The following is an 18,811-nucleotide window of genomic DNA, read 5'->3' as shown; positions in this document are numbered from 1 at the left end:
CGTGCTGAAAACGGTCAGTAAAGTTCAGAACGGATGATAATGCAACCGGAAGGTGTTTGCGGCCGTGAGGCCGGATGCCGCGATGGCGCTCGCATCCTGCACGCGGCTGATTTTCGCCGCGGGCGCGGAATTCTTGATCGGACCCGACGAATGGGTCACCATCCGCCCGCCCACCGAACAGCAATCAAGAGGGGCACGGGAAGAGACATGACAAAGGCCTCGACCATCGACCTCGTCGAACGGGCCCGTGCCATTGCGCCGCTGATCGCGCGCGAGGCGGACGAGATCGAGCGGACGCGGCGGCTGACGCCGGCGGTCGTCGCCGCGCTGATCGAGAACGGGCTCTATCGCGCCCTCCTCCCGCAAAGTCTCGGCGGCACCGAGGCCCCGATCGAGATCTTCATGCAGATGCTGGAGGAGATCGCGAAGGCTGACGCCTCGACCGCCTGGTGTCTCGGCCAGTGCAGCGTCTGCGCGATGATCGCGGCCTGGCTCGATCCCGACACCGCGCAGGAGATCTTCAATACACCGCCCGGCATCCTGGCCTGGGGCGCGATCGCGCATGAGGCGCGCAGCGTCGGGGGCGGCTATCGCGTCACGGCGCGGTGGGATTTCGCCTCGGGCTCGCGGCAGGCGAGCTGGCTCGGGGCCCATGTGCGCATCGTCGGGGCCGACGGCAGCCCGCGGAAAAATGCCGACGGCTCGGCGGAGGTGCGCACCATCCTGTTCCCCGCCACGAGCGCGGTGTTGCACGACGTGTGGCAGGCGATCGGCCTTGCCGGCACCGGCACGGATTCCTACGAGGTGGCCGACCTCTTCATCCCCGAGCGCTTCACGGCGTTTCGCGACGTGGCCTCGGCGCTGCGCGAGACGGGCCCGCTCTACAAAATCGGCACCGGCTCTGCCTTCAGCCTCGGCTTTGCCGCGGTCTCGCTCGGCGTCGCACGCGCCACGCTGGATGCCGCCATCGCGCTGGCGCGCGCAAAGCACCCCTCTCTGGCAGGCAGCGCCATGCGCGACAATCAGGCCGTCCAGGGGCTGATCGGCCGCACCGAAGGCGATTTGCGCGCGGCCCGCGCCTATCTGTACGCCACCGCGCATGCGATGTGGCACGACCTCTGCGTCACGGGCGAATTCAGCGCGGCCCATCGCAGCGCGGTCCGCTTGGCGGCGACCTGGACCATCCATCAATCGGGACGCGTGGTCGACGCCGCCTATCACATGGCGGGCGCGACCGCGGTGTTCCGAAAGCATCCGTTCGAGCGACGGTTTCGCGACATGCACGCCATCGCGCAGCAGATCCAGGCGCGGGACAGCCATTATGAAGACGTGGGCAAGGCGATCCTGGCGGAGGGCTCCGGCGCCAAGAACTGAATTCGCCTACGCCTTGCGAGCACCGAGCAGCCGGCCGCGCCAGCCCATGACGATAACCAGGGCAATCATCAGCAGGAGGGCCACAGCGGCGGCGGAGTCGACGATGTGGTCGCTTCCGTTGCAAACGTCCTGGTAAAGGCACGCGCGCGACAGGACGCCGGCGCGGACCAGGACCGCGAGCACACCGAGATAGAGGAAGACACCGAGCGCCAGATACACCATTGTCACGAGCGCACGCCGCAGGCGCGAGGGCATGGTTGGATCGTCCTCGCGCCGCTCCGTGATGAACTGGCCGGGCTTCGCCTTGGCGGGATCGCGGATCTGGACGGTCGAATGCGTCAGCAGATCGTGCACCGCCTGGTTACGGCGCGTGGCAGCCAGGATCACGAACGAATACCAGCCCAGAATGCTCTTGACGGCAAAGCGCGCCAACGCCTTGGCGAAGCTCAGATTGCCGCCGTGGTCGTCGACGACGCGCAAATTGGTCCAGATGTGCCCGAGCGTGCCGCCGGCGCGAGAGACCAGCACCGGCTCGTAGAGCAGCAGGATGACGACGACCGCGACGCCGAGACTGCGGCTCAGTCCATCGCTCGCGACATTGCTGGCAACCGCCAGGGCGCCGAACAGCAGGGCCGTCGCCAGCATCCAGTCCAGCAGAACGGCCTTGAACCGGCGCGAGAAGCGGGCATAGCGCGGGCCAGGCAGCGGCAGCGGAGGCGCATCAGAAATCATGGGGCCGCATCCGTTCGATCGATCCAATCATGAGACGCCGGCAGCGCGCGGCAGGTTCGATTGCCCCGCGGCAGCGCCTACGCCACCAGCGCAGCCTCGCCGCCGTCGATGCCGCGCTGGGCGGCGAGCAGGCTGACGATCTCGATATTGGGCCGGGCCTTGCTGAACAGAAAGCCCTGGCCTTCGTCGCAGCCTTCGGCCCTGAGGCAGCTGAGCTCGGCTTCGGTCTCGACGCCTTCGGCGGTGATGGTGACCCCCAAGCCCTTGCCGAGGCTGACGATGGAGCGAATGATCGCCTGCGCCTCGCGGTTGGCACCGAGATCGCGGACGAAGGACTGGTCGATCTTGATCTTGTCGAAGGGGAAGCTGCGCAAATAGCTGAGGCTGGAATAGCCGGTGCCGAAATCGTCCATCGAGATGCGCACACCAAGCGCGCGCAAAGCATGCAGCGTCGCCAGCACCTGCGCGCTCTTCTCCAGCAGCAGCGTCTCGGTGATCTCGAGCTCGAGCCGGCGCGGCGGCAGGCCGGAAGCTTTAAGCGCCTCCGTCACCATCGAGAGCAGATTGCCGCTGCGAAACTGCAGCGGCGACAAATTGACGGCGACGCGGACGTCGTCCGGCCAGGTCGCGGCATCGAGGCAAGCCCTGCGCAACATCAAGCCGCCGAGCGGATTGATCAGACCGGTGTCCTCGGCAACCGGAATGAACTCGGCCGGCGAGACCATGCCGCGCTCGGCGTGCGGCCAGCGCACCAGCGCCTCGAAGCCGGTAATGCGGCCGCTCGAGAGGTCGATCAGCGGCTGGTAATACGGGCGCAGCACGTCGTGCTGGATCGCATCGCGCAGCTCGACCTCGATCTTGCGGCGGCTCTGCGCCCTGGCGTCGAGCGCGGCCTCGAAGAACGCGAAGCTGCCGCGCGCATCCTGCTTGGCGCGCGACAACGCCATGTCGGCGCTCTTGAGCAGCTTCTCGGACTCATCGCCGTCGCCCGGCGCCATGGCGATGCCGATCGAGGCGCCGATCACCACGGAATGGCCGTCGAGCAGATAGGGATCGGCGATGGCCTCGAGCAGGCGCTTGGCCAGGCCCACCGCGTCCTCGGGCCGCGTCAAGCCGCTCTGCAGGATCGCGAATTCGTCGGAATTGAGCCGCGCCAGCGCGTCTTCCTCGCGCAGCGTCGAGCGCAGCCGCTTGGCGACGCCGCGCAGCAGCTTGTCGCCGACCGCGTGCCCCAGCGTGTCGTTGACCGCCTTGAAGTTGTCGAGCCCCAGCATCAGCAGCGCGACCTTCTCGGCGCTGCGCCGCGTGTGCAGCAGCATCTCGTCCATCTGCTGGCGCAGCAGGGTGCGGTTGGGCAGGCCGGTCAGGGCGTCATGCTGGGCCATGAAGGCGAGCCGCGCCTCGGCGCGCTTGCGCTCGGTGATGTCCATCAGCGCAAGCAGCACCGCCGGCCGCTCGGCATAGGTCAGTTCGCGGAAATAGATCGCAAGGTCGATCAGCGCACCATCGGCCTTGACGTGCTTCCAGGTGCGGCCGGCCTGCTCCTCGCTCGAACGGTCGGCGATCCAGGGCGGCTCGCTGTCGAAGGCCTGCAGGGCGCGGATCGTCAGCCGCTCGAACTCGGCGCGGCTATAACCGTAATGTGCGACCGCGGCATCGTTGACACCGAGGATGCGCTCGTCGTCCAGCGCGCAGACGATCATGGGGACGGGATTGCCGTCGAACAGCAGGCGGAACGAGGCTTCGCGCTGCTTCAACTCGGTGATGTCGACGCGGAGGCCAACCACGCCGCCATCATCGGTCAGGCGCTCGTCGATCAGGATGACGCGGCCGTCCGACAGCTTCTGCTCGTGGCGCGCGCCGGGCTGATAGAGCCTTCGCAGGCGCTCGGCGATCCACTCGTCCTCGTGGCCCGCGGCCTCCGGGTAGTCGCCGCGGGCAACACCGATGCGCAGCGTGTCTTCGAGGCGCGCGCCCTCTTCGAACAGATCGGCGGTCTTGCTGTAGATCTCGGCGTATTTCTTGTTCCAGAGCACGTAGCGGCCTTCGGCATCGAGAAACACGATGCCCTGCGGCAGGATGTCGACGGCCTGGCGCAGGCGCTCATGGGATTTGCGCGCGTCCGCGATCGCGGCTTCGGCCTCGGCGCGACTGCGCAGGACTTCGTCGCGTCCGGAGAGGGCCCGCTGCGTGCGCGCGAAGCGCAGCTTGCGCGGCGATCGGCCGGTCCGGACGCGCACGCCTCTGTTTCGTTTTGTTGCTTTTCGAGACTTCAAACCCAACTTCACTCGTCCCAATCGCGCCCCGCGGCGCAAGTCTTGAGGCAAGTGTCTGAAAGAAAAGTAATCTTGGGCGGCCGCGGTCCGCGCCCGGCGGAGCTTGCTGCCTGTTTGCGTGGCGCCGTTGCGGCGACAGGCGCCGTCAGACTGAGTCCAGCGCCGCAATCGATGATCGACTTGCCGCAAAATTGCGCGCACGCTTGAATCCGTTCCGAAATCTCGCGCGATTGCATGCGACCCGCGGATTTTTCTCACTCTGCGCACGAATTTTGGTCAATGCAGGATACGGTTATTGCCCCCTTAAGAAACGCCGTTCGAGACACGATTTGGCGAGCAGCGGTGAGCCGGTGGCCGGGCCCAGGCCTCATTCTTAACCCTGATGCAGCATTGGGCTATAAGGACGTCTGCATGAGTCGCCGCTGCATTGTCCCCCTCCTGCTTGTCATGACGTTCCTGTCCGCCGGCGACGCGCCGGCCCAGGACAAGGGCAGCGTGAATCCGAAGCCGCTGCCGCCGCTCGCCAACCCGAACGACCCGGACCTCGCCGCGAAGGAACTATTCGCGCGAAAACTGCTGCCGTCGAAGGGACCGGCGCATGTCATCGGCTCCTACACCAAGGGCTGCATCGGCGGCGCGGATCAGATGCCGGTCAACGGCGATCATTGGCAGGTGATGCGGCTGTCGCGCAACCGCAGCTATGGCCATCCCGACATGATCGCGCTGATCAAGCGGCTCGCGGCCAAGGCGCACAAGGACGCGGGATGGCCGGGCATCCTGGTCGGCGACATCGCCCAGCCGCGCGGCGGCCCGGCGCTGTCGGGCCATGCCAGCCACCAGATCGGTCTCGATGCCGACATCTGGCTGACGCCGATGCCGGACCGCCGCCTCTCGCGCGAGGAGCGCGAGGACATGTCGGCGGTGATGATGGTGCGCCAGGACCGGCTCGACATCGACCCCCGCGTGTTCACGCCCGGCCATGTGCTGGTGCTGCGCGATGCGGCGCGGGAGCCGGCGGTGCAGCGCATCTTCGTCAACGCCGCGATCAAGAAGGCGCTGTGCCGCGAGGCCAAGGGCGACCGCGCCTGGCTCTCGAAGATCCGCCCCTGGTGGGGCCACGACTACCATTTTCACATCCGCATGCGCTGCCCGGCCGGTGCCGGCGAGTGCGAGGGCCAGCCGTCGCAGTCCGAGGACGAAGGCTGCAAGCCCGCCGATCTCGCCTATTGGTTCTCCGATGCGGTGCTGCACCCCAAGCCGCCGCCGGAGCCGCCAAAGCCAAAGCCGCCGATGACGCTGGCGCAGATGCCGGCGGCCTGTAAAGCGGTGCTGCATGCGGGCGATGCGAAGCCGTAAGGCTCGGTCAGCACGCCGCCCTTTGACCTCCGGCGTCAGCCTGCTATCTTCGCGCTTGCGATATCCCGGCCGGCCGTAAGCCGCCGCCGGGTCCCGTGGAGCAGCGCTTCCACCCGTCGCTAACGACCCCACCAACGCCAGTCCTGCGCGCATCCTGCGCGCGCGGATTCGCAGGGAGCGCTGCCCATGTTACGCATTTCAGGACTTTTCGCCGCCTTCGTGATCCTCGCGGGCGCAAGCCTTTCGCCGGCCGCCGCCGAGGACAAGACCATCACCGTGTTCGCCGCCGCCTCGATGAAGAACGCGCTCGACGAGGTCGACGCGGCCTACACCGCCAAGACCGGCATCGGGTTCTCGGTCAGCTATGCCGCGAGCTCCGTGCTGGCGAGGCAGATCGAGCAGGGCGCGCCGGCCGACGTGTTCGTCTCGGCCGACACCGACTGGATGGACTATGCGATCGCCAAGAAGACCATCTACGATGCGTCCAGGGTCAACCTGCTCAGCAACAGCATCGTGCTGATCGCGCCGAAGGATTCCAAGGTCGACAACGTCACCATCGCGCAAGGTTTTGACCTCGCCAAGCTCGCCGGCGACGGCAGGGTCGCGACCGGTGACGTCAAGTCGGTCCCCGTCGGCAAATACGCCAAGGCGGCGCTGGAGAAGCTTGGGGCCTGGCAGGCAGCGGAGCCGAAATTCGCCATGGCCGAGAGCGTGCGCGCCGCGCTGACGCTGGTCGCCCGCGGCGAGGCCGCGCTCGGCATCGTCTATTCCACCGACGCCAAGGTCGATCCTTCCGTCAAGATCGTCGGCACTTTCCCGGCGGACTCGCATCCGGCGATCATCTATCCGGTTGCGGCGACTACGACCGCCAAGGCCGGGACCAGCGACTATCTCGCCTTCCTGCGCTCCTCGGCCGCCAAGACCATCTTTGAAAAATACGGCTTCAAGTTCCTGGTCAGCCCGACAATCTGATATTGACGACTTGATGTTCGAGATCTCTCCCGCCGAATGGACGGCGATCCTGCTTTCGCTCAGGGTCGCGATCATCGCAACGCTGGTGGCGACGCCGTTCGGCATCGCGCTGGCGTGGCTGCTGGCGCGGCGCGATTTCTGGGGCAAGTCGGTGCTAGATGCCGTCGTACATCTTCCGCTGGTGCTGCCGCCGGTCGTCACCGGCTATCTGCTGCTCCTCAGCTTCGGCCGGCGCGGCCTCGTCGGAGGATTTCTCGCCGATTATCTCGGCATCGTCTTCTCGTTTCGCTGGACCGGCGCGGCGCTCGCTTGCGGGGTGATGGCGTTTCCGCTTTTGGTGCGGCCGATGCGGCTGTCGATCGAGGCGATCGACCGCCGGCTTGAGCAGGCCGCCGAGACGCTTGGCGCAGCACCGTGGAAAGTATTCTTCACGGTGACGCTGCCGCTGGCGCTGCCCGGCGTGCTCGCCGGCATGGTCCTGGGCTTTGCCAAGGCGATCGGCGAGTTCGGCGCGACCATCACCTTCGTCTCCAACATTCCCGGCGAGACCCAGACGATTTCGTCGGCGATCTACTCGCTGATCCAGACGCCGGATGGCGATGCCGCGGCCGGCCGGCTCGTGATCGTCTCGATCGTGCTGGCGCTGGGCGCGCTGATCGCTGCCGAATGGTTCGTCCGCCGCGCCACGCAGCGCCTGCACGGGAACTGACCATGCTGCGGGTCGACATCGAAAAGCAGCTCGGCGAGTTCTCGCTGTCCGCGTCCTTCGCCAGCGAGGGTCGCGTCATCGGCCTGTTCGGCGCGTCGGGCGCCGGCAAGACGTCGCTGGTCAACATGATCGCGGGCCTGTTGCGGCCCGACCGCGGCACCATCGTGATCGACGGCGAGACCGTCGACGACATTGCGGCCGGCATTCACGTGCCGACGTATCGCCGCCGCATCGGCTATGTGTTCCAGGACGCGCGGCTATTCCCGCATTTCAACGTCGCGCAGAACCTGGACTATGGACGGCGGATGAACAGCCTTGCGCCCGATCCGGCGCAACACAAGCGCGTCATCGATCTGCTCGATATCGGCGCCCTGCTCGACCGCCGCCCCGGAAAGCTATCCGGCGGCGAGCGTCAGCGCGTCGCGCTCGGACGCGCGCTGCTGTCACGGCCGCGCCTGTTGCTGCTCGACGAGCCGCTCGGCGCGCTCGACGAAGGCCGCAAGCTCGAGATCCTGCCCTATCTGGTGCGCTTACGCGACGAAGCCAATGTCCCCATGGTCTATGTCAGCCACGACGCCGCCGAGCTGCGCCAGCTCGCCACGCAGATCGTGATGCTGAAGCAGGGCCGCGTGACGAGTTTTGGTGGGGTGAAGGTGCTGGCGTGAGGTGGGGCGCGACTTGCTTTCGCCCCACCACCGCTGTCATGCGCCGGCTTGGGCGATGACAGCGAGATTGTGGCGGTGATCGTCGGGCGATAGTGAGCGCTAAACCCCAGCCACCGAGCCCCACACATCCGCGAGCTTCTTGCGCAGCGCCTGCGCGCGGGTCAGCGGCGGCGGGGTCTCGTCGTCTTCCGGCAGGCGGAGGCCGACGACGTTGACGCGGCCGCCGGAGATGCTGCGTGCGACCAGCACGATCTCGTCGAGGGCAAGCTCGGCGCCCTCCTTCGGCGCGCGGTCGAGATGGACGTCGAAATAATCTGCGAGCGTCAGCTTGCTCTCGTCCTCGCCGACCTTGACGCCGTAGACCTCGGCGAGCTCGGCGAGCGTGTGCTCGCCGGAGACCATGAAATCGCCGAGCAGATGCGGATCCGGCGCCGAGCTCGGCTGCATGTCGACGAAGAAGCGGTCGAGCGATTCGGCCTTTTCCGGCGGCGCCAGCAGATAGATGTAGTCGCCGGGCGCGATCGGATCGGCCTCCAGCGGCGTCAGGATGTTCTCGTTGCGGATCACCAGCGTCGGCTTGGACCAGGACGGGATCAGGCCGCGGCGAAAATAAAGGCTCTTGGGCCGCACCGGATAACCGACCAGCTGCTGCTCGAGCTGGCCGGGCAGATCCAGCTCGACACGGCGCGGGCCGCGCTCGGCGCGCGGCAGCGCCACATGCAGTTTTCGCGCGGCCGGTGCCAGGGTCCAGCCCTGCAGCAGCAGCGAGATGATGACGACGACGAAGGCGACATCGAAATAGAGATAGGCCTTGGACAGGCCGACCAGCATCGGGATCGACGCCAGGAAGATCGCGACCGCGCCGCGCAGGCCGGTCCAGGCGATGAAGATCTTCTCACGCCAGTTGAAGCGGAACGGCGCCAGGCACACGAAGACGGCGATCGGCCGTGCCACCAGCATCAGCACGAAGGCAACGCCGACCGCCGGCAGCACGCTGGTGCCGAGCCGGCTCGGCGAGACCAGGAGGCCGAGCAGCACGAACATCACGATCTGCGCCAGCCAGGTCGCGGCATCGAGGAAGGCCACCACCTGGTTATGCGCGCGCGTCGGCCGGTTGCCGATGATGATGCCGGCGAGATAGACCGCGAGGAAGCCGGAGGCGTGCATCATCTGCGAGCCGCCGAAGATCACCAGCGCGGCCGTGGTCACGAACGGCGCGTGCAGGCCCTGCGGCAGCGCCACCTTGTTGAGCGCCATGACGACGAGGCGCCCGCCGATAACGCCGACGATGGCGCCCAGCACCGATTCCTGCACGAACTCCATCAGCACGTGGCCGGGCGAGCTCGAGCCGATCGAGATGTACTCGACCAGCATCAAGGTGAGGAAGATCGCGAAGGGGTCGTTGGTGCCGGATTCCGCCTCCAGCGTCGCGCCGACGCGCGGGCGCAGGCGCAGGCCCTGGGTGTGCACCAAGAGGAACACGGCGGCCGCATCGGTCGAGGCCACCACGGCGCCGACCAGCAGCGATTCCGTCCAATTGAGGTCGAGCGCATATTTGGCGAACGGCGCCGTGATCAGCGCGGTCAGGAGCACGCCGGCGGTCGCGAGCACCACGGACGGCGCAAGCACGGTGCGGATGCTGGCAAAGCGTGTCCTGAGGCCGCCATCGAACAGGATCAGGGCCAGCGCCACCGAGCCGACCAGATAGGTGGTGCGGACGTCGTCGAACTGGAGCTGGCCGGGACCGGAATCGCCGGCGAGCATGCCGACCGCAAGGAAGACGAGCAGCAGGGGCGCACCGAAGCGGAGCGCAAGCAGGCTCGACAGGATGCCGGCCATGACGAGGACGGCGCCGAGCAATATGGCGAGGCTGACGGAGTCGAGAGAGGCCATCCACCTTCCGGGTCAAAGCAGCGGGAAAGGCATCCTTATCGTCGGCAGACTCGCGCGCCAACCCATTTTCGCCTCTCGCGGCAATCTGCCCGTATTATACGGCCTTAACCTCCATCACTTAGCGGTGTATCGATGACCCGGCCGCGTCCCTTGTGGGATTCTGCGGCTCCCTCGAATCAATTCCTCCCCGCTTGCCGACGAGACCGATGGACATGGACCTCAAGGACTTCATGGAGTTCGTGCAGACCACCGCGCGCAGCGTCGGGGCGGAAATCTCCTCGCCCTGGTTCTACCTGCAATTCGGCCTCATTCTGGCCGCGGCCGGCATCGCCTATGCGGCGGAGGCCGCCGTCCGCAACCGGGTCGACATGACCTCGCTGGCGATGCGTTGGCCGCTGCCGCTCCGGCACTTCGCCCGGGTGATGGTCTCCAGCGCCTCGACGGCGGTGTTCACGCTGTCGGTGATCGTCTCGCGCGTGGTGATGTACCATGCGACCTGGCCGAGCCGCTCCTACCTGCTGATGGTCGCCGCCAAGCTCGGGCTGGCCTGGCTCGCGATCCGGCTCGTGACCTCGGTGCTGCGTAATGCCTTCATCGTCAAGCTGGTGTCGATCACGGCGTGGTTCGTCGCCGCGCTGTCCATCCTCGGCCAGCTCGATGCGACCGTCGACCTGCTCGATGCCTACGCGATCGTGCTCGGCGGCCTCCGCCTGACCCCGCTGCTGGCGCTCAAGGCCGGTGCGCTCCTCCTCATCGCGCTCTGGGCGACCAACATCGCCAGCAATTTCGCCGAGAGCCGGATCAACGCGACCAGCGACCTGACGCCGTCGGTGCAGGTGCTGCTGGTCAAGATCATCCGCATCGGGCTTCTCGCCGTCGCCATCGTGATCGCGCTCGGCGCGGTCGGCATCGACCTGTCGGCGCTCGCGGTGTTCTCCGGCGCGGTCGGCGTCGGCATCGGTATCGGCCTGCAGAAGATCGTCGCCAATTTCATCTCGGGCATCATCCTGCTCGCCGACAAGTCGGTGAAGCCCGGCGACCTCGTCACCATCGGCGACAATACCGGCCGCATCAGCGCGATGAAGACGCGCTATATTTCCGTCGCCGCCGGCGACGGCCGCGAGTTCCTGGTGCCGAACGAGGATCTGGTGACGCAGAAGGTCGTCAACTGGACCTATACCGACAAGAACACGCTGGTGAAGATCGCCTTCGGCACCAATTACGACGCCGACCCGAAACTGGTCTGCAAGCTCGCGGCGGAGACCGCGGAAGCCCATCCGCGCGCGCAGAAGGGCAAGCCGCCGACCTGCATCCTGACCGAGTTCGCCGAAGCCGGGATGAAGTTCTCGCTGACCTTCTGGATCGCCGATCCTGACGGCATGGACAAGGTCAAGAGCGACGTGATGCTGGCGCTGTGGGACGCCTTCAAGCGGGAGGGCATCCGGGTTCCCTACCCCGTCCGCGAAATCCGCATCCGCGGCGGCGCGCTGCCGGTGGAAACCACCGTAGAAGTCCCGAATTAGGCCGCTTTCGGACACGAGGGCGGAAGGCTCGGCTTGCATGAATGCCGGCAATCATTAAATTAGGGCCTGAAATCAAGCCTTTCCGCCGACAATCGCGATCAGCCCGAAAAGACCGCACAAGCATGAGCTACGTCGAAGCCACCGATACCTCGCTGCGCAAGACCGGACAGATCAAGCTGCATGGGCCGGCCGCCTTCGCCGGCATGCGCAAGGCGGGCGCGCTGGTGGCGAAGTGCCTGGACGAGCTCACCGACATCGTCGGACCGGGCGTGCCGACCGAGCGCATCGACCAGTTCGTCCGCGACTTCGCCTTCAGCCATGGCGCCTATCCGGCGACGCTGATGTATCGCGGCTATCGCTATTCGACCTGCACCTCGCTCAACCACGTGGTCTGCCACGGCATGCCCGGCGACCGTCCGCTGAAGGAAGGCGACATCGTCAATATCGACGTCACCTTCATCGTCGACGGCTGGTACGGCGATTCCAGCCGCATGTATGCGATCGGCCCGATCGCCCGCAAGGCGGAGCGGCTGATCGAGGTGACGTATGAAGCGATGATGCGCGGCATCGCCGCAGTGAAGCCCGGCGCCACCACCGGCGACATCGGTCACGCCATCCAGAGCTTCGTCGAGCCGCAGGGCATGAGCGTGGTGCGCGATTTCTGCGGCCATGGGTTGGGCCGCATGTTCCACGACGAGCCGAACATCATCCATATTGGCCGCCCCGGCGAAGGCGTGCAGCTCAAGCCCGGCATGTTCTTCACCATCGAGCCGATGATCAATCTCGGCAAGCCGCATGTGAAGATCCTCTCCGACGGCTGGACCGCCGTCACCCGCGACCGCTCGCTCTCGGCACAGTTCGAGCACTCCGTCGGCGTCACCGCCACGGGTGTCGAGATTTTCACGCTGTCGGAACGGCACGGCGAGAAGCAGATCGGGTGAGCCGGTCGCGTCCTCTATCGACGGCGGCGGAATGACGACGGCGCCCTCTTGTAGGTAGCGGCAAACGCGTCGTTGAATCTGCGCACGCTGCCGAAGCCCGCCGCAAACGCAATCTCCGCCAAATTCATGTCGGTCTGATCGATCAGACGCTTGGCTTCCTGCACGCGCCGGGTTGCCGCGATCTCGCTCGGGCTCGCGCCGGCATGGCGCATGAACAGGCGCAGCAGATGACGCGGCCCGACGCCAAGCGCTTCCGCAAGCTCGGTCATCGATGCCCCGTCCAGAAAGCCGTCGTGGATCAAGCGCATGCCGCGCGCGACGGTGGTGGCCGTCCCCATCCAGGCGGGCGAACCCGGCGCCGATTCAGGGCGGCAACGCAGGCAGGGGCGAAAGCCGGCCCGCTCGGCCGCAGCCGCGGTCGCATAGAAGGTGACGTTCTCCGAGCGTGCCGGGCGAACCGGGCAGACCGGCCGGCAATAAATGCGCGTCGAGCGCACCCCGGAAAAGAACAGGCCGTCGAACCCGCGGGCGCGCGAAAGGCGTGCCCGATCGCAGGTCTCCCGGTCGAGATGCGGTGGCAACGTTTGCCGCTCGGCTGAAGTCTTCACCATTACCAAATCATAGTTTCGACGCAGCGCACCGAGTAGCCGAAATCGGACACCATCGGGCGATGAGGTCCGAATTCAGCCAGCCCGCGCCGCAGCCCTGGATCATGGTGCCGATCCCAGGAGCAGATCGCATGAGCACACAGGAACGACACACGACGTCGGGACAGATCAGTCTCCCAATCGAGGCCGGGCTGCTGCTGCTGCTCTCGCTGATCTGGGGCTCCTCATTCACGCTTATCAAGCTCGCTGTTGCCACGATCCCGCCGTTCACGATGGTCGCCGCTCGCGTGACCATCGCAGCGATTCTCCTGATCCTGATTGCGACCGCGCAGGGGCACTCCCTTCCTCGCCAGACATCAGTTTGGGCCGCCTTCGTCGTGCAGGGGCTGCTGCAGAGCGCGCTGCCGTTCACCCTGATCAGTTGGGGTGAGACGCATATCACGAGCGGGCTCGCCGGCGTGCTCAATGCAACGCCGCCGATGTTTGTGCTGGCGATCGCTGTCATGACCGGGCGCGGACGGCAGGCGATCTGCGGGCGCAAGATCGCCGGCGTCGTTCTCGGCCTTGCGGGCGTCGCCCTGACCATGGGGATCGATGCGCTGTCTGGGATCGGCACGGCGTCGCCATTGGCCCAGACGGCGGTGCTCGGCGCGAGCTTCAGTTACGCGCTCGCACCGATCTGGGGGCAGCGGTTTTCGGGTCTGCCCACGGTCGTCACCGCGGCAGGGGCGATGAGCTGCGCTGCGGTGCTGATGCTCCCGACCGCCGCGGCTCTCGAACAGCCCTGGAGGCTGGAACAGCCACCCGCGCAGGCGATTGCGGCGGTGATCGCGCTCGGGGTGGTCTGCACGGCCCTGGCGATGGTGATCTATTTCCGCCTGATACATACGCTCGGCACGCTCGCCACGACCAGCGGGAGCTATCTGCGCGCTGGATTCGCCGTAGCGTTAGGTACCGCCATTCTCGGCGAGCACTTGACCTGGGCCAGTCTTGCCGGAATGGCGCTCATTCTCGCCGGGGTAGTGGCGGTCACGGTGCCCGCGCTCGCACCGACCGCCGGGACGCCGGCCGGCGCGCCCCGCAATTGACGGTTGCAAAAGCGCTAGGCCCCGGCGATGCTGGTGGCCGATGCCCGCCAAGCCGGACCACGACAAGAGCAAGCCTGACGAGGTGCCGCACTATCACGGCCATCGCGAACGGCTGCGCGAGCGCTTCTACAATGCCGGCGCCGATGCGCTCAGCGACTACGAACTCTTGGAGATGGCGCTGTTTCCGGCGCTGCCGCGACGGGACACGAAACCTCTCGCAAAGACGCTGATCAAGATTTTCGGCTCGTTCGCCGAGGTCGTGCATGCGCCGGTGGCGCGGCTGCGCGAGGTCGACGGCATCGGCGAAGCCGCGATCAACCAGCTTAAGCTGATCGCGGCCGCCGCGAGCCGCGTGACCAGGGGCGAGGTCAACAGCCGCAACGCGCTGTCGTCCTGGAACGAGGTGATCGACTATTGCCGCTCCAGCATGGCGTTCGCCGACAAGGAGCAATTTCGCCTGCTCTTTCTCGACAAGCGCAACCAGCTCATCGCCGACGAGGTGCAGCAGACCGGCACGGTCGACCACACTCCGGTCTATCCGCGCGAGGTGATCAAGCGCGCGCTGGAATTATCGGCGACCGCGTTGATCCTGGTGCACAACCACCCCTCCGGCGATCCCTCGCCCTCGCAGGCCGACATCCAGATGACGAAGGCCATCATCGACATCGCAAAACCGCTCGGGATTGCGGTGCACGACCACATTATCGTGGGCAAAGGCGGACATGCGAGCCTGCGCGGGATGCGGTTGATTTAGGCCACGCCGCTGATACCCACGACCATGCTTGCGGCGCGCAGCGGCTCATTGCGGGAAAAGGATGCGATGTATCGCAAAGCGTTGGTTCAAGCCTTTCAGACCACGGGCTGACTCGCTATCCGGGTCAGCCGGCCGTCACGGCTCCACCCAGCGCTGCACCGCTTCGGCGGTGTCGGCGGGCGTGGTGTTGAAGCAGATCGCGGCATCCGGCGCGAGGCGGTGGACGAGGTTGAGCACCTTCTCGAACAGCAGCAGGCGCTCCCTCGGCTCGCGCAGGCCGGCGCCGATCACGATGCAGTCGAAGTGCTCGTCGCGGAAGGCCGCGGTGACGGCGGCCTCGGCCGTCGCATCGAGATCGATCAGGCAGCTCGTGACCTCGAAGCCGAGGCCGCGCAGACGCAGCAGCTGGGCCTCGATGTAGCTGCGGACATGTTCGGGCGTGAGCTGCGGGAACGCGCTGTAATCGGCATTGCCGGGCTCGATGCCGATTGCGAGGATGCGCTTGGCCATGCCGGACCTCCAGAATCACCTCATCCGTCAACGGAATGCCCTGTCGGCGGGTTCCGCCTGGGAGCGTCGCCGTTCGGCCGCGGTGACGGCGGGGATGCCTATTGACGCAGCATGATCAGGGGATCGGCAGTGTCGGGGACGCGCCGCCACTGCGCGTTGTCGTCGGCCTCGAACTGCCAGGCCGCGCCCGATTTCGACATCAGGACGATCTGGCCGCGTTCGAGCCGCCATTGCGTCGGGTTGAACTGCGCGATGGTCGCGTCGCATTTCGGCTTGAGGAAGACCTGGAAATTGTCGGGGCTCGCCTCGGTGTTGGTCAGCGTCAGCGCACACACCGGCTGGCCGTTGCCGCGCACCATCGACCAATCGCCGATCATCTGGTCCATCGACTTCGCCATCGAGCGGGCGGCGGCGAGATCCTGCAGGATGTAGACGCCCTCACCCTGGCGCAGGCCTTCGAAGATGCCGGCCTCGACCTCGGTGAAGTCGATCACGGCTTCACCGGTCGCGTCCTGCAGACGAACGATATCGAGGCCCCTGACGCTCCAGGCGACGATATCCTTGGTGAAGGGCAGCGCCGTCTTGCAGGCCGGCTCCAGCTCCAGCTTGAAGGCCTGGCCCGCGGCGTCGGCCTTCATCGTGACGACGCAGGTCTTGCTGCGCTCGGTGGTCGAGAGCTCCCACTGGCCAGGCATCGACTTCTTCAGGCTCGTTGCATCCTGCGCATGCGCAGCGCCGATCGCGGCCAGCGAGGCCGCGATCGCGAATGCAACGACCTGAAGGCTTCTCATCAGCGCCCCCTGAACGGCGTTTCGGCAACCGGCGTCAACGGCGCCTTGCCTGAGAACCACGATTTGAGGTTGTCGACCACGAGCTGGTCCATCGCGTTGCGCGTCACCACCGAGGCCGAGCCGATATGCGGCAGCAGCACGACGTTCTGCATGGTCTTGAGCTCGTCCGGCACCGTCGGCTCGGCCGCGAACACGTCGAGGCCGGCGGCGAGGATCGTGCCGGATTTCAGCGCCTGCACCAAAGCCGGCTCGTCGACCACCGAGCCACGCGCCACGTTGATCAACACGCCGCGCGGGCCGAGGGCCTTGAAGACCTCGGCATTGATCATCTTGTTGGTCGAGGCACCGCCGGGCACGATCACCATCAGCGTGTCCACCGCCTTCGCCATCTCGATCAGGTCAGGATAGTGCTTGTAGGAGACGTCCTTGGACGGATTGCGCGAGTGATAGACCACGGGCACCAGCGAGGCATCGAGCCGGCGCGCGATGGCCTGGCCGATCCGGCCCATGCCGACGATGCCGACCTTGCGGTCGCGCAGCGAGCCGACGCTGAGCGGATAGTTCTGGGTCTGCCAGAGCCCGGAGCGCACATAGCGGTCGGCCTTGATGAACTCGCGCAGCGTGGAGATCAGAAGGCCCATCGCGACGTCGGCGACCTCCTCGGTCAGCACGTCGGGCGTGTTGGTGACGATGATGTTGTGCTCGGCGGCATATTTGGCGTCGATATGGTCGTAGCCGACGCCGAAACTCGCCACCATCTCGATCTTGGGCAGCTGCGACAGCGAGTCCTTGTCGGCGCGCACCGTGTGATAGGTCACCGCGACGCCGCGAATCTTCTCGCGGATCGCCGGCGTCAGCCGCTCGAGGTCGCCGCGCGTCTCGGCCTTGTGCACGACGAAATGATCGGAAAACCCGTTCTCGAGGATCGGCCGCACCGGCCCATAGATCAGAAGGTCGATCTTCTCGGACGAAATCGAACCGGCAGCCATCAGTTTTCCTTTCCAAGCGCGCTCTCGTGCCAGCGCCGTAAAACGAGGTGCGAAACTAGCGCCAGCACCCCATAGATGACAATCCCGGCGAGCGACAACAAAAGCAGCGCTGCGAACATGCGGGGTATGTTCAATCGATAGCCTGATTCCGCGATCCTGTAGGCGAGCCCGGAGCCGGCGCCCGCCGTTCCCGCAGCGATCTCGGCCACGACCGCGCCGATCAGCGACAGGCCGCCGGCGATGCGCAGGCCGCCGAGAATGTAGGGCAGTGCGGCGGGCAGCTTGAGAAACCGCAGGGTCTGGGGCTTTGATGCGCCATAGAGCTGGAACAGGCCGGTGAGGTTGCGATCGACCGAATTGAGCCCGAGCGTGGTGTTGGACAGCACCGGGAAAAAGGCGACGATGAAGGCACAGACCACGACCGCGGTCTGCTGTTCCAAATAGATCAGCAGGAGCGGCGCAATTGCGATCACCGGGGTGACCTGAAGGACGATCGCGTAGGGAAAGAGAGAATATTCCACCCATTTCGACTGGTTGAACAACAGCGCCAGCGCGATGCCGCCGATGCTGGCCGCGATAAAACCTTCGAGTGTGGTCAGGAGCGTGGTGACGAGCGATTGCGACAGCACGGCCCAGTCCTTGAACAGTGTCAGGACGATGATCGAGGGCGCCGGCAGCACGTAGGGCGGGATCTCCTTGAGGCGGACCACCAGTTCCCAGGCGATGAGACCGGCGGCGAACACGATGACGGGAAGCATCAGGCGCAGCGCGCCTTGCGGCTGCGCGGTGACGGGGGCTTGCGCGCTCATAGCAGCGACTGCCCCGAATAGGACGGCGCCAGCGCGCCCGAGACCTTGCGGCAGTAGTCGCCGTAAGCGGTCGACGTGCGAAACTCTTCGCCCCGCGGCTCGACCGTCTCGATGCGGATGTCGGCCTGGATGCGGCCCGGCCGTGCCGTCATCACCACCACGCGCTGCGACAGGTAGACGGATTCGAACACCGAATGGGTGACGAAGATGACGGTCTTGCCGAGGGCTCGCCACAGCGCGAGCAGGTCGTTGTTGAGGCGGAAGCGCGTGATCTCGTCGAGCGCGGCGAACGGCTCGTCCATCAGCAGGATGTCGGGATCGGTGACGAGCGCGCGCGCCAGCGACACCCGCATCTTCATGCCGCCGGAGAGCTCGCGCGGAAAGCTATCTGCGAAATCGGCGAGCCCGACGCTGGCCAGCGCAGCGTCCGCACGCGCGCGTCCCTCGGACTTCGGCACACCGCCAAGCCTCAGCGGCAGCCGCACGTTCTCGCGCACGCTGGCCCAGGGCATCAGGGTCGGCTCCTGAAACACGAAGCCGATGCCGTGCCCCGGCTGCGCCTCGCCCTCGTGGCGCGCCACCCGCACGATCCCGGAGGACGGCGCGCTGAGCTCCGCGATCAGCCGCAGCACCGTCGACTTGCCGCAACCGGACGGGCCCAGCAGCGAGATGAACTCGCCCTTGCGGACCGTGAGGTCGAACGGGCCGAGCGCCGTGATGCCGTTGTCATAGGTCTTCGTCACGCCGCGCAGGCTGACGGCGAGATGCGACAGGCCGGTCTCGACGGCGGACGAGGTCTTGACTGCAGACATCGACCTTGC

Annotated in this window: 19 protein-coding genes; 10 read left to right on the top strand and 9 right to left on the bottom strand. The window is 66.4% G+C overall.

The genetic code is table 11. The features are described 5' to 3' along the window. The first annotated feature begins 82 nt into the window (after positions 1-82). Positions 83-211, top strand: coding sequence for a hypothetical protein (locus AC0WRY_RS03715; RefSeq protein WP_491122684.1), 129 nt, complete (start codon positions 83-85; stop codon positions 209-211). Continuing rightward, positions 208-1,374: an acyl-CoA dehydrogenase family protein gene (locus AC0WRY_RS03710; protein WP_491122683.1), complete on the top strand. Its 1,167-nt coding sequence runs from the start codon at positions 208-210 to the stop codon at positions 1,372-1,374. The genes AC0WRY_RS03715 and AC0WRY_RS03710 overlap by 4 nt, the downstream gene beginning before the upstream one ends. 6 nt (positions 1,375-1,380) lie before the next feature. Here AC0WRY_RS03710 and AC0WRY_RS03705 read toward each other — a convergent pair whose 3' ends face one another. Further along, complete coding sequence (locus tag AC0WRY_RS03705; RefSeq protein WP_491122682.1) at positions 1,381-2,106, bottom strand: RDD family protein; 726 nt, start codon at positions 2,104-2,106, stop codon at positions 1,381-1,383. A 77-nt stretch (positions 2,107-2,183) separates the two neighbouring features. Beyond that, positions 2,184-4,346: a putative bifunctional diguanylate cyclase/phosphodiesterase gene (locus AC0WRY_RS03700; RefSeq protein ID WP_491122681.1), complete on the bottom strand. Its 2,163-nt coding sequence runs from the start codon at positions 4,344-4,346 to the stop codon at positions 2,184-2,186. A gap of 447 nt (positions 4,347-4,793) precedes the next feature. On the opposite strand from AC0WRY_RS03700, the gene mepA reads away from it, so the two are divergent. The 4 genes from mepA (at position 4,794) to modC (ending at position 8,084) form a co-directional block, all read left to right on the top strand. Beyond that, positions 4,794-5,738 carry a penicillin-insensitive murein endopeptidase gene (gene mepA, locus AC0WRY_RS03695; protein ID WP_194405718.1) on the top strand — a complete coding sequence of 315 codons (945 nt, stop codon included), beginning with the start codon at positions 4,794-4,796 and terminating at the stop codon, positions 5,736-5,738. Between the two features lie 186 nt (positions 5,739-5,924). Next, on the top strand, positions 5,925-6,710 hold the full coding sequence (gene modA / locus AC0WRY_RS03690) for a molybdate ABC transporter substrate-binding protein (RefSeq protein ID WP_491122680.1): 786 nt from the start codon (positions 5,925-5,927) through the stop codon (positions 6,708-6,710). A 13-nt stretch (positions 6,711-6,723) separates the two neighbouring features. Next, entirely contained in the window at positions 6,724-7,419 is a 696-nt protein-coding gene (gene modB, locus AC0WRY_RS03685; RefSeq protein WP_491122679.1) for a molybdate ABC transporter permease subunit, read from the top strand. Positions 7,420-7,421: 2 nt separating this feature from the next. Then, on the top strand, positions 7,422-8,084 hold the full coding sequence (gene modC, locus AC0WRY_RS03680) for a molybdenum ABC transporter ATP-binding protein (RefSeq protein WP_194405715.1): 663 nt from the start codon (positions 7,422-7,424) through the stop codon (positions 8,082-8,084). A gap of 99 nt (positions 8,085-8,183) precedes the next feature. On the opposite strand, the gene AC0WRY_RS03675 is transcribed toward modC, so the two are convergent. Further along, positions 8,184-9,977: a potassium/proton antiporter gene (locus AC0WRY_RS03675; RefSeq protein WP_194405714.1), complete on the bottom strand. Its 1,794-nt coding sequence runs from the start codon at positions 9,975-9,977 to the stop codon at positions 8,184-8,186. A gap of 206 nt (positions 9,978-10,183) precedes the next feature. Here AC0WRY_RS03675 and AC0WRY_RS03670 point away from each other — a divergent pair, with 206 nt between their 5' ends. After that, the gene (locus AC0WRY_RS03670; protein WP_194405713.1) at positions 10,184-11,500 is read left to right on the top strand and encodes a mechanosensitive ion channel family protein; all 1,317 of its coding nucleotides are present in this window, start codon (positions 10,184-10,186) and stop codon (positions 11,498-11,500) included. Between the two features lie 122 nt (positions 11,501-11,622). Then, positions 11,623-12,441, top strand: coding sequence for a type I methionyl aminopeptidase (gene map, locus AC0WRY_RS03665; RefSeq protein WP_128920286.1), 819 nt, complete (start codon positions 11,623-11,625; stop codon positions 12,439-12,441). Between the two features lie 14 nt (positions 12,442-12,455). Here the strand turns inward: map and AC0WRY_RS03660 are convergent, their stop codons facing one another. Further along, entirely contained in the window at positions 12,456-13,052 is a 597-nt protein-coding gene (locus tag AC0WRY_RS03660; RefSeq protein WP_194405712.1) for a bifunctional transcriptional activator/DNA repair enzyme AdaA, read from the bottom strand. A gap of 128 nt (positions 13,053-13,180) precedes the next feature. Here AC0WRY_RS03660 and AC0WRY_RS03655 point away from each other — a divergent pair, with 128 nt between their 5' ends. Both AC0WRY_RS03655 and radC read left to right on the top strand, forming a co-directional pair. Further along, positions 13,181-14,137: a DMT family transporter gene (locus AC0WRY_RS03655; protein ID WP_194405711.1), complete on the top strand. Its 957-nt coding sequence runs from the start codon at positions 13,181-13,183 to the stop codon at positions 14,135-14,137. 40 nt (positions 14,138-14,177) lie between these two features. Continuing rightward, a complete protein-coding gene (gene radC / locus AC0WRY_RS03650; RefSeq protein ID WP_194405710.1) occupies positions 14,178-14,891 on the top strand; it encodes a RadC family protein in 714 nt (237 codons plus the stop codon). Between the two features lie 135 nt (positions 14,892-15,026). On the opposite strand, the gene AC0WRY_RS03645 is transcribed toward radC, so the two are convergent. From AC0WRY_RS03645 to AC0WRY_RS03625, 5 genes are all read right to left on the bottom strand, one after another. Further along, entirely contained in the window at positions 15,027-15,401 is a 375-nt protein-coding gene (locus AC0WRY_RS03645; protein WP_194405709.1) for a hypothetical protein, read from the bottom strand. A 98-nt stretch (positions 15,402-15,499) separates the two neighbouring features. Further along, positions 15,500-16,192: an AprI/Inh family metalloprotease inhibitor gene (locus AC0WRY_RS03640; protein ID WP_491122678.1), complete on the bottom strand. Its 693-nt coding sequence runs from the start codon at positions 16,190-16,192 to the stop codon at positions 15,500-15,502. Continuing rightward, a complete protein-coding gene (locus AC0WRY_RS03635; protein ID WP_194405707.1) occupies positions 16,192-17,181 on the bottom strand; it encodes a 2-hydroxyacid dehydrogenase in 990 nt (329 codons plus the stop codon). The genes AC0WRY_RS03640 and AC0WRY_RS03635 overlap by 1 nt, the downstream gene beginning before the upstream one ends. Beyond that, positions 17,181-17,990, bottom strand: a complete 810-nt coding sequence (locus AC0WRY_RS03630) for an ABC transporter permease (protein ID WP_194405706.1) — start codon at positions 17,988-17,990, stop codon at positions 17,181-17,183. Before AC0WRY_RS03630 ends, AC0WRY_RS03635 begins: the two co-directional genes overlap by 1 nt. Next, positions 17,987-18,802, bottom strand: a complete 816-nt coding sequence (locus AC0WRY_RS03625) for an ABC transporter ATP-binding protein (RefSeq protein ID WP_259215384.1) — start codon at positions 18,800-18,802, stop codon at positions 17,987-17,989. The genes AC0WRY_RS03630 and AC0WRY_RS03625 overlap by 4 nt, the downstream gene beginning before the upstream one ends. Positions 18,803-18,811: the final 9 nt, after the last annotated feature.

Source organism: Bradyrhizobium sp. T-12 (assembly GCF_058314695.1).
The sequence above is the reverse complement of the archived record's forward strand: the minus strand, read 5'-3'. Positions and strand labels throughout refer to the sequence as shown.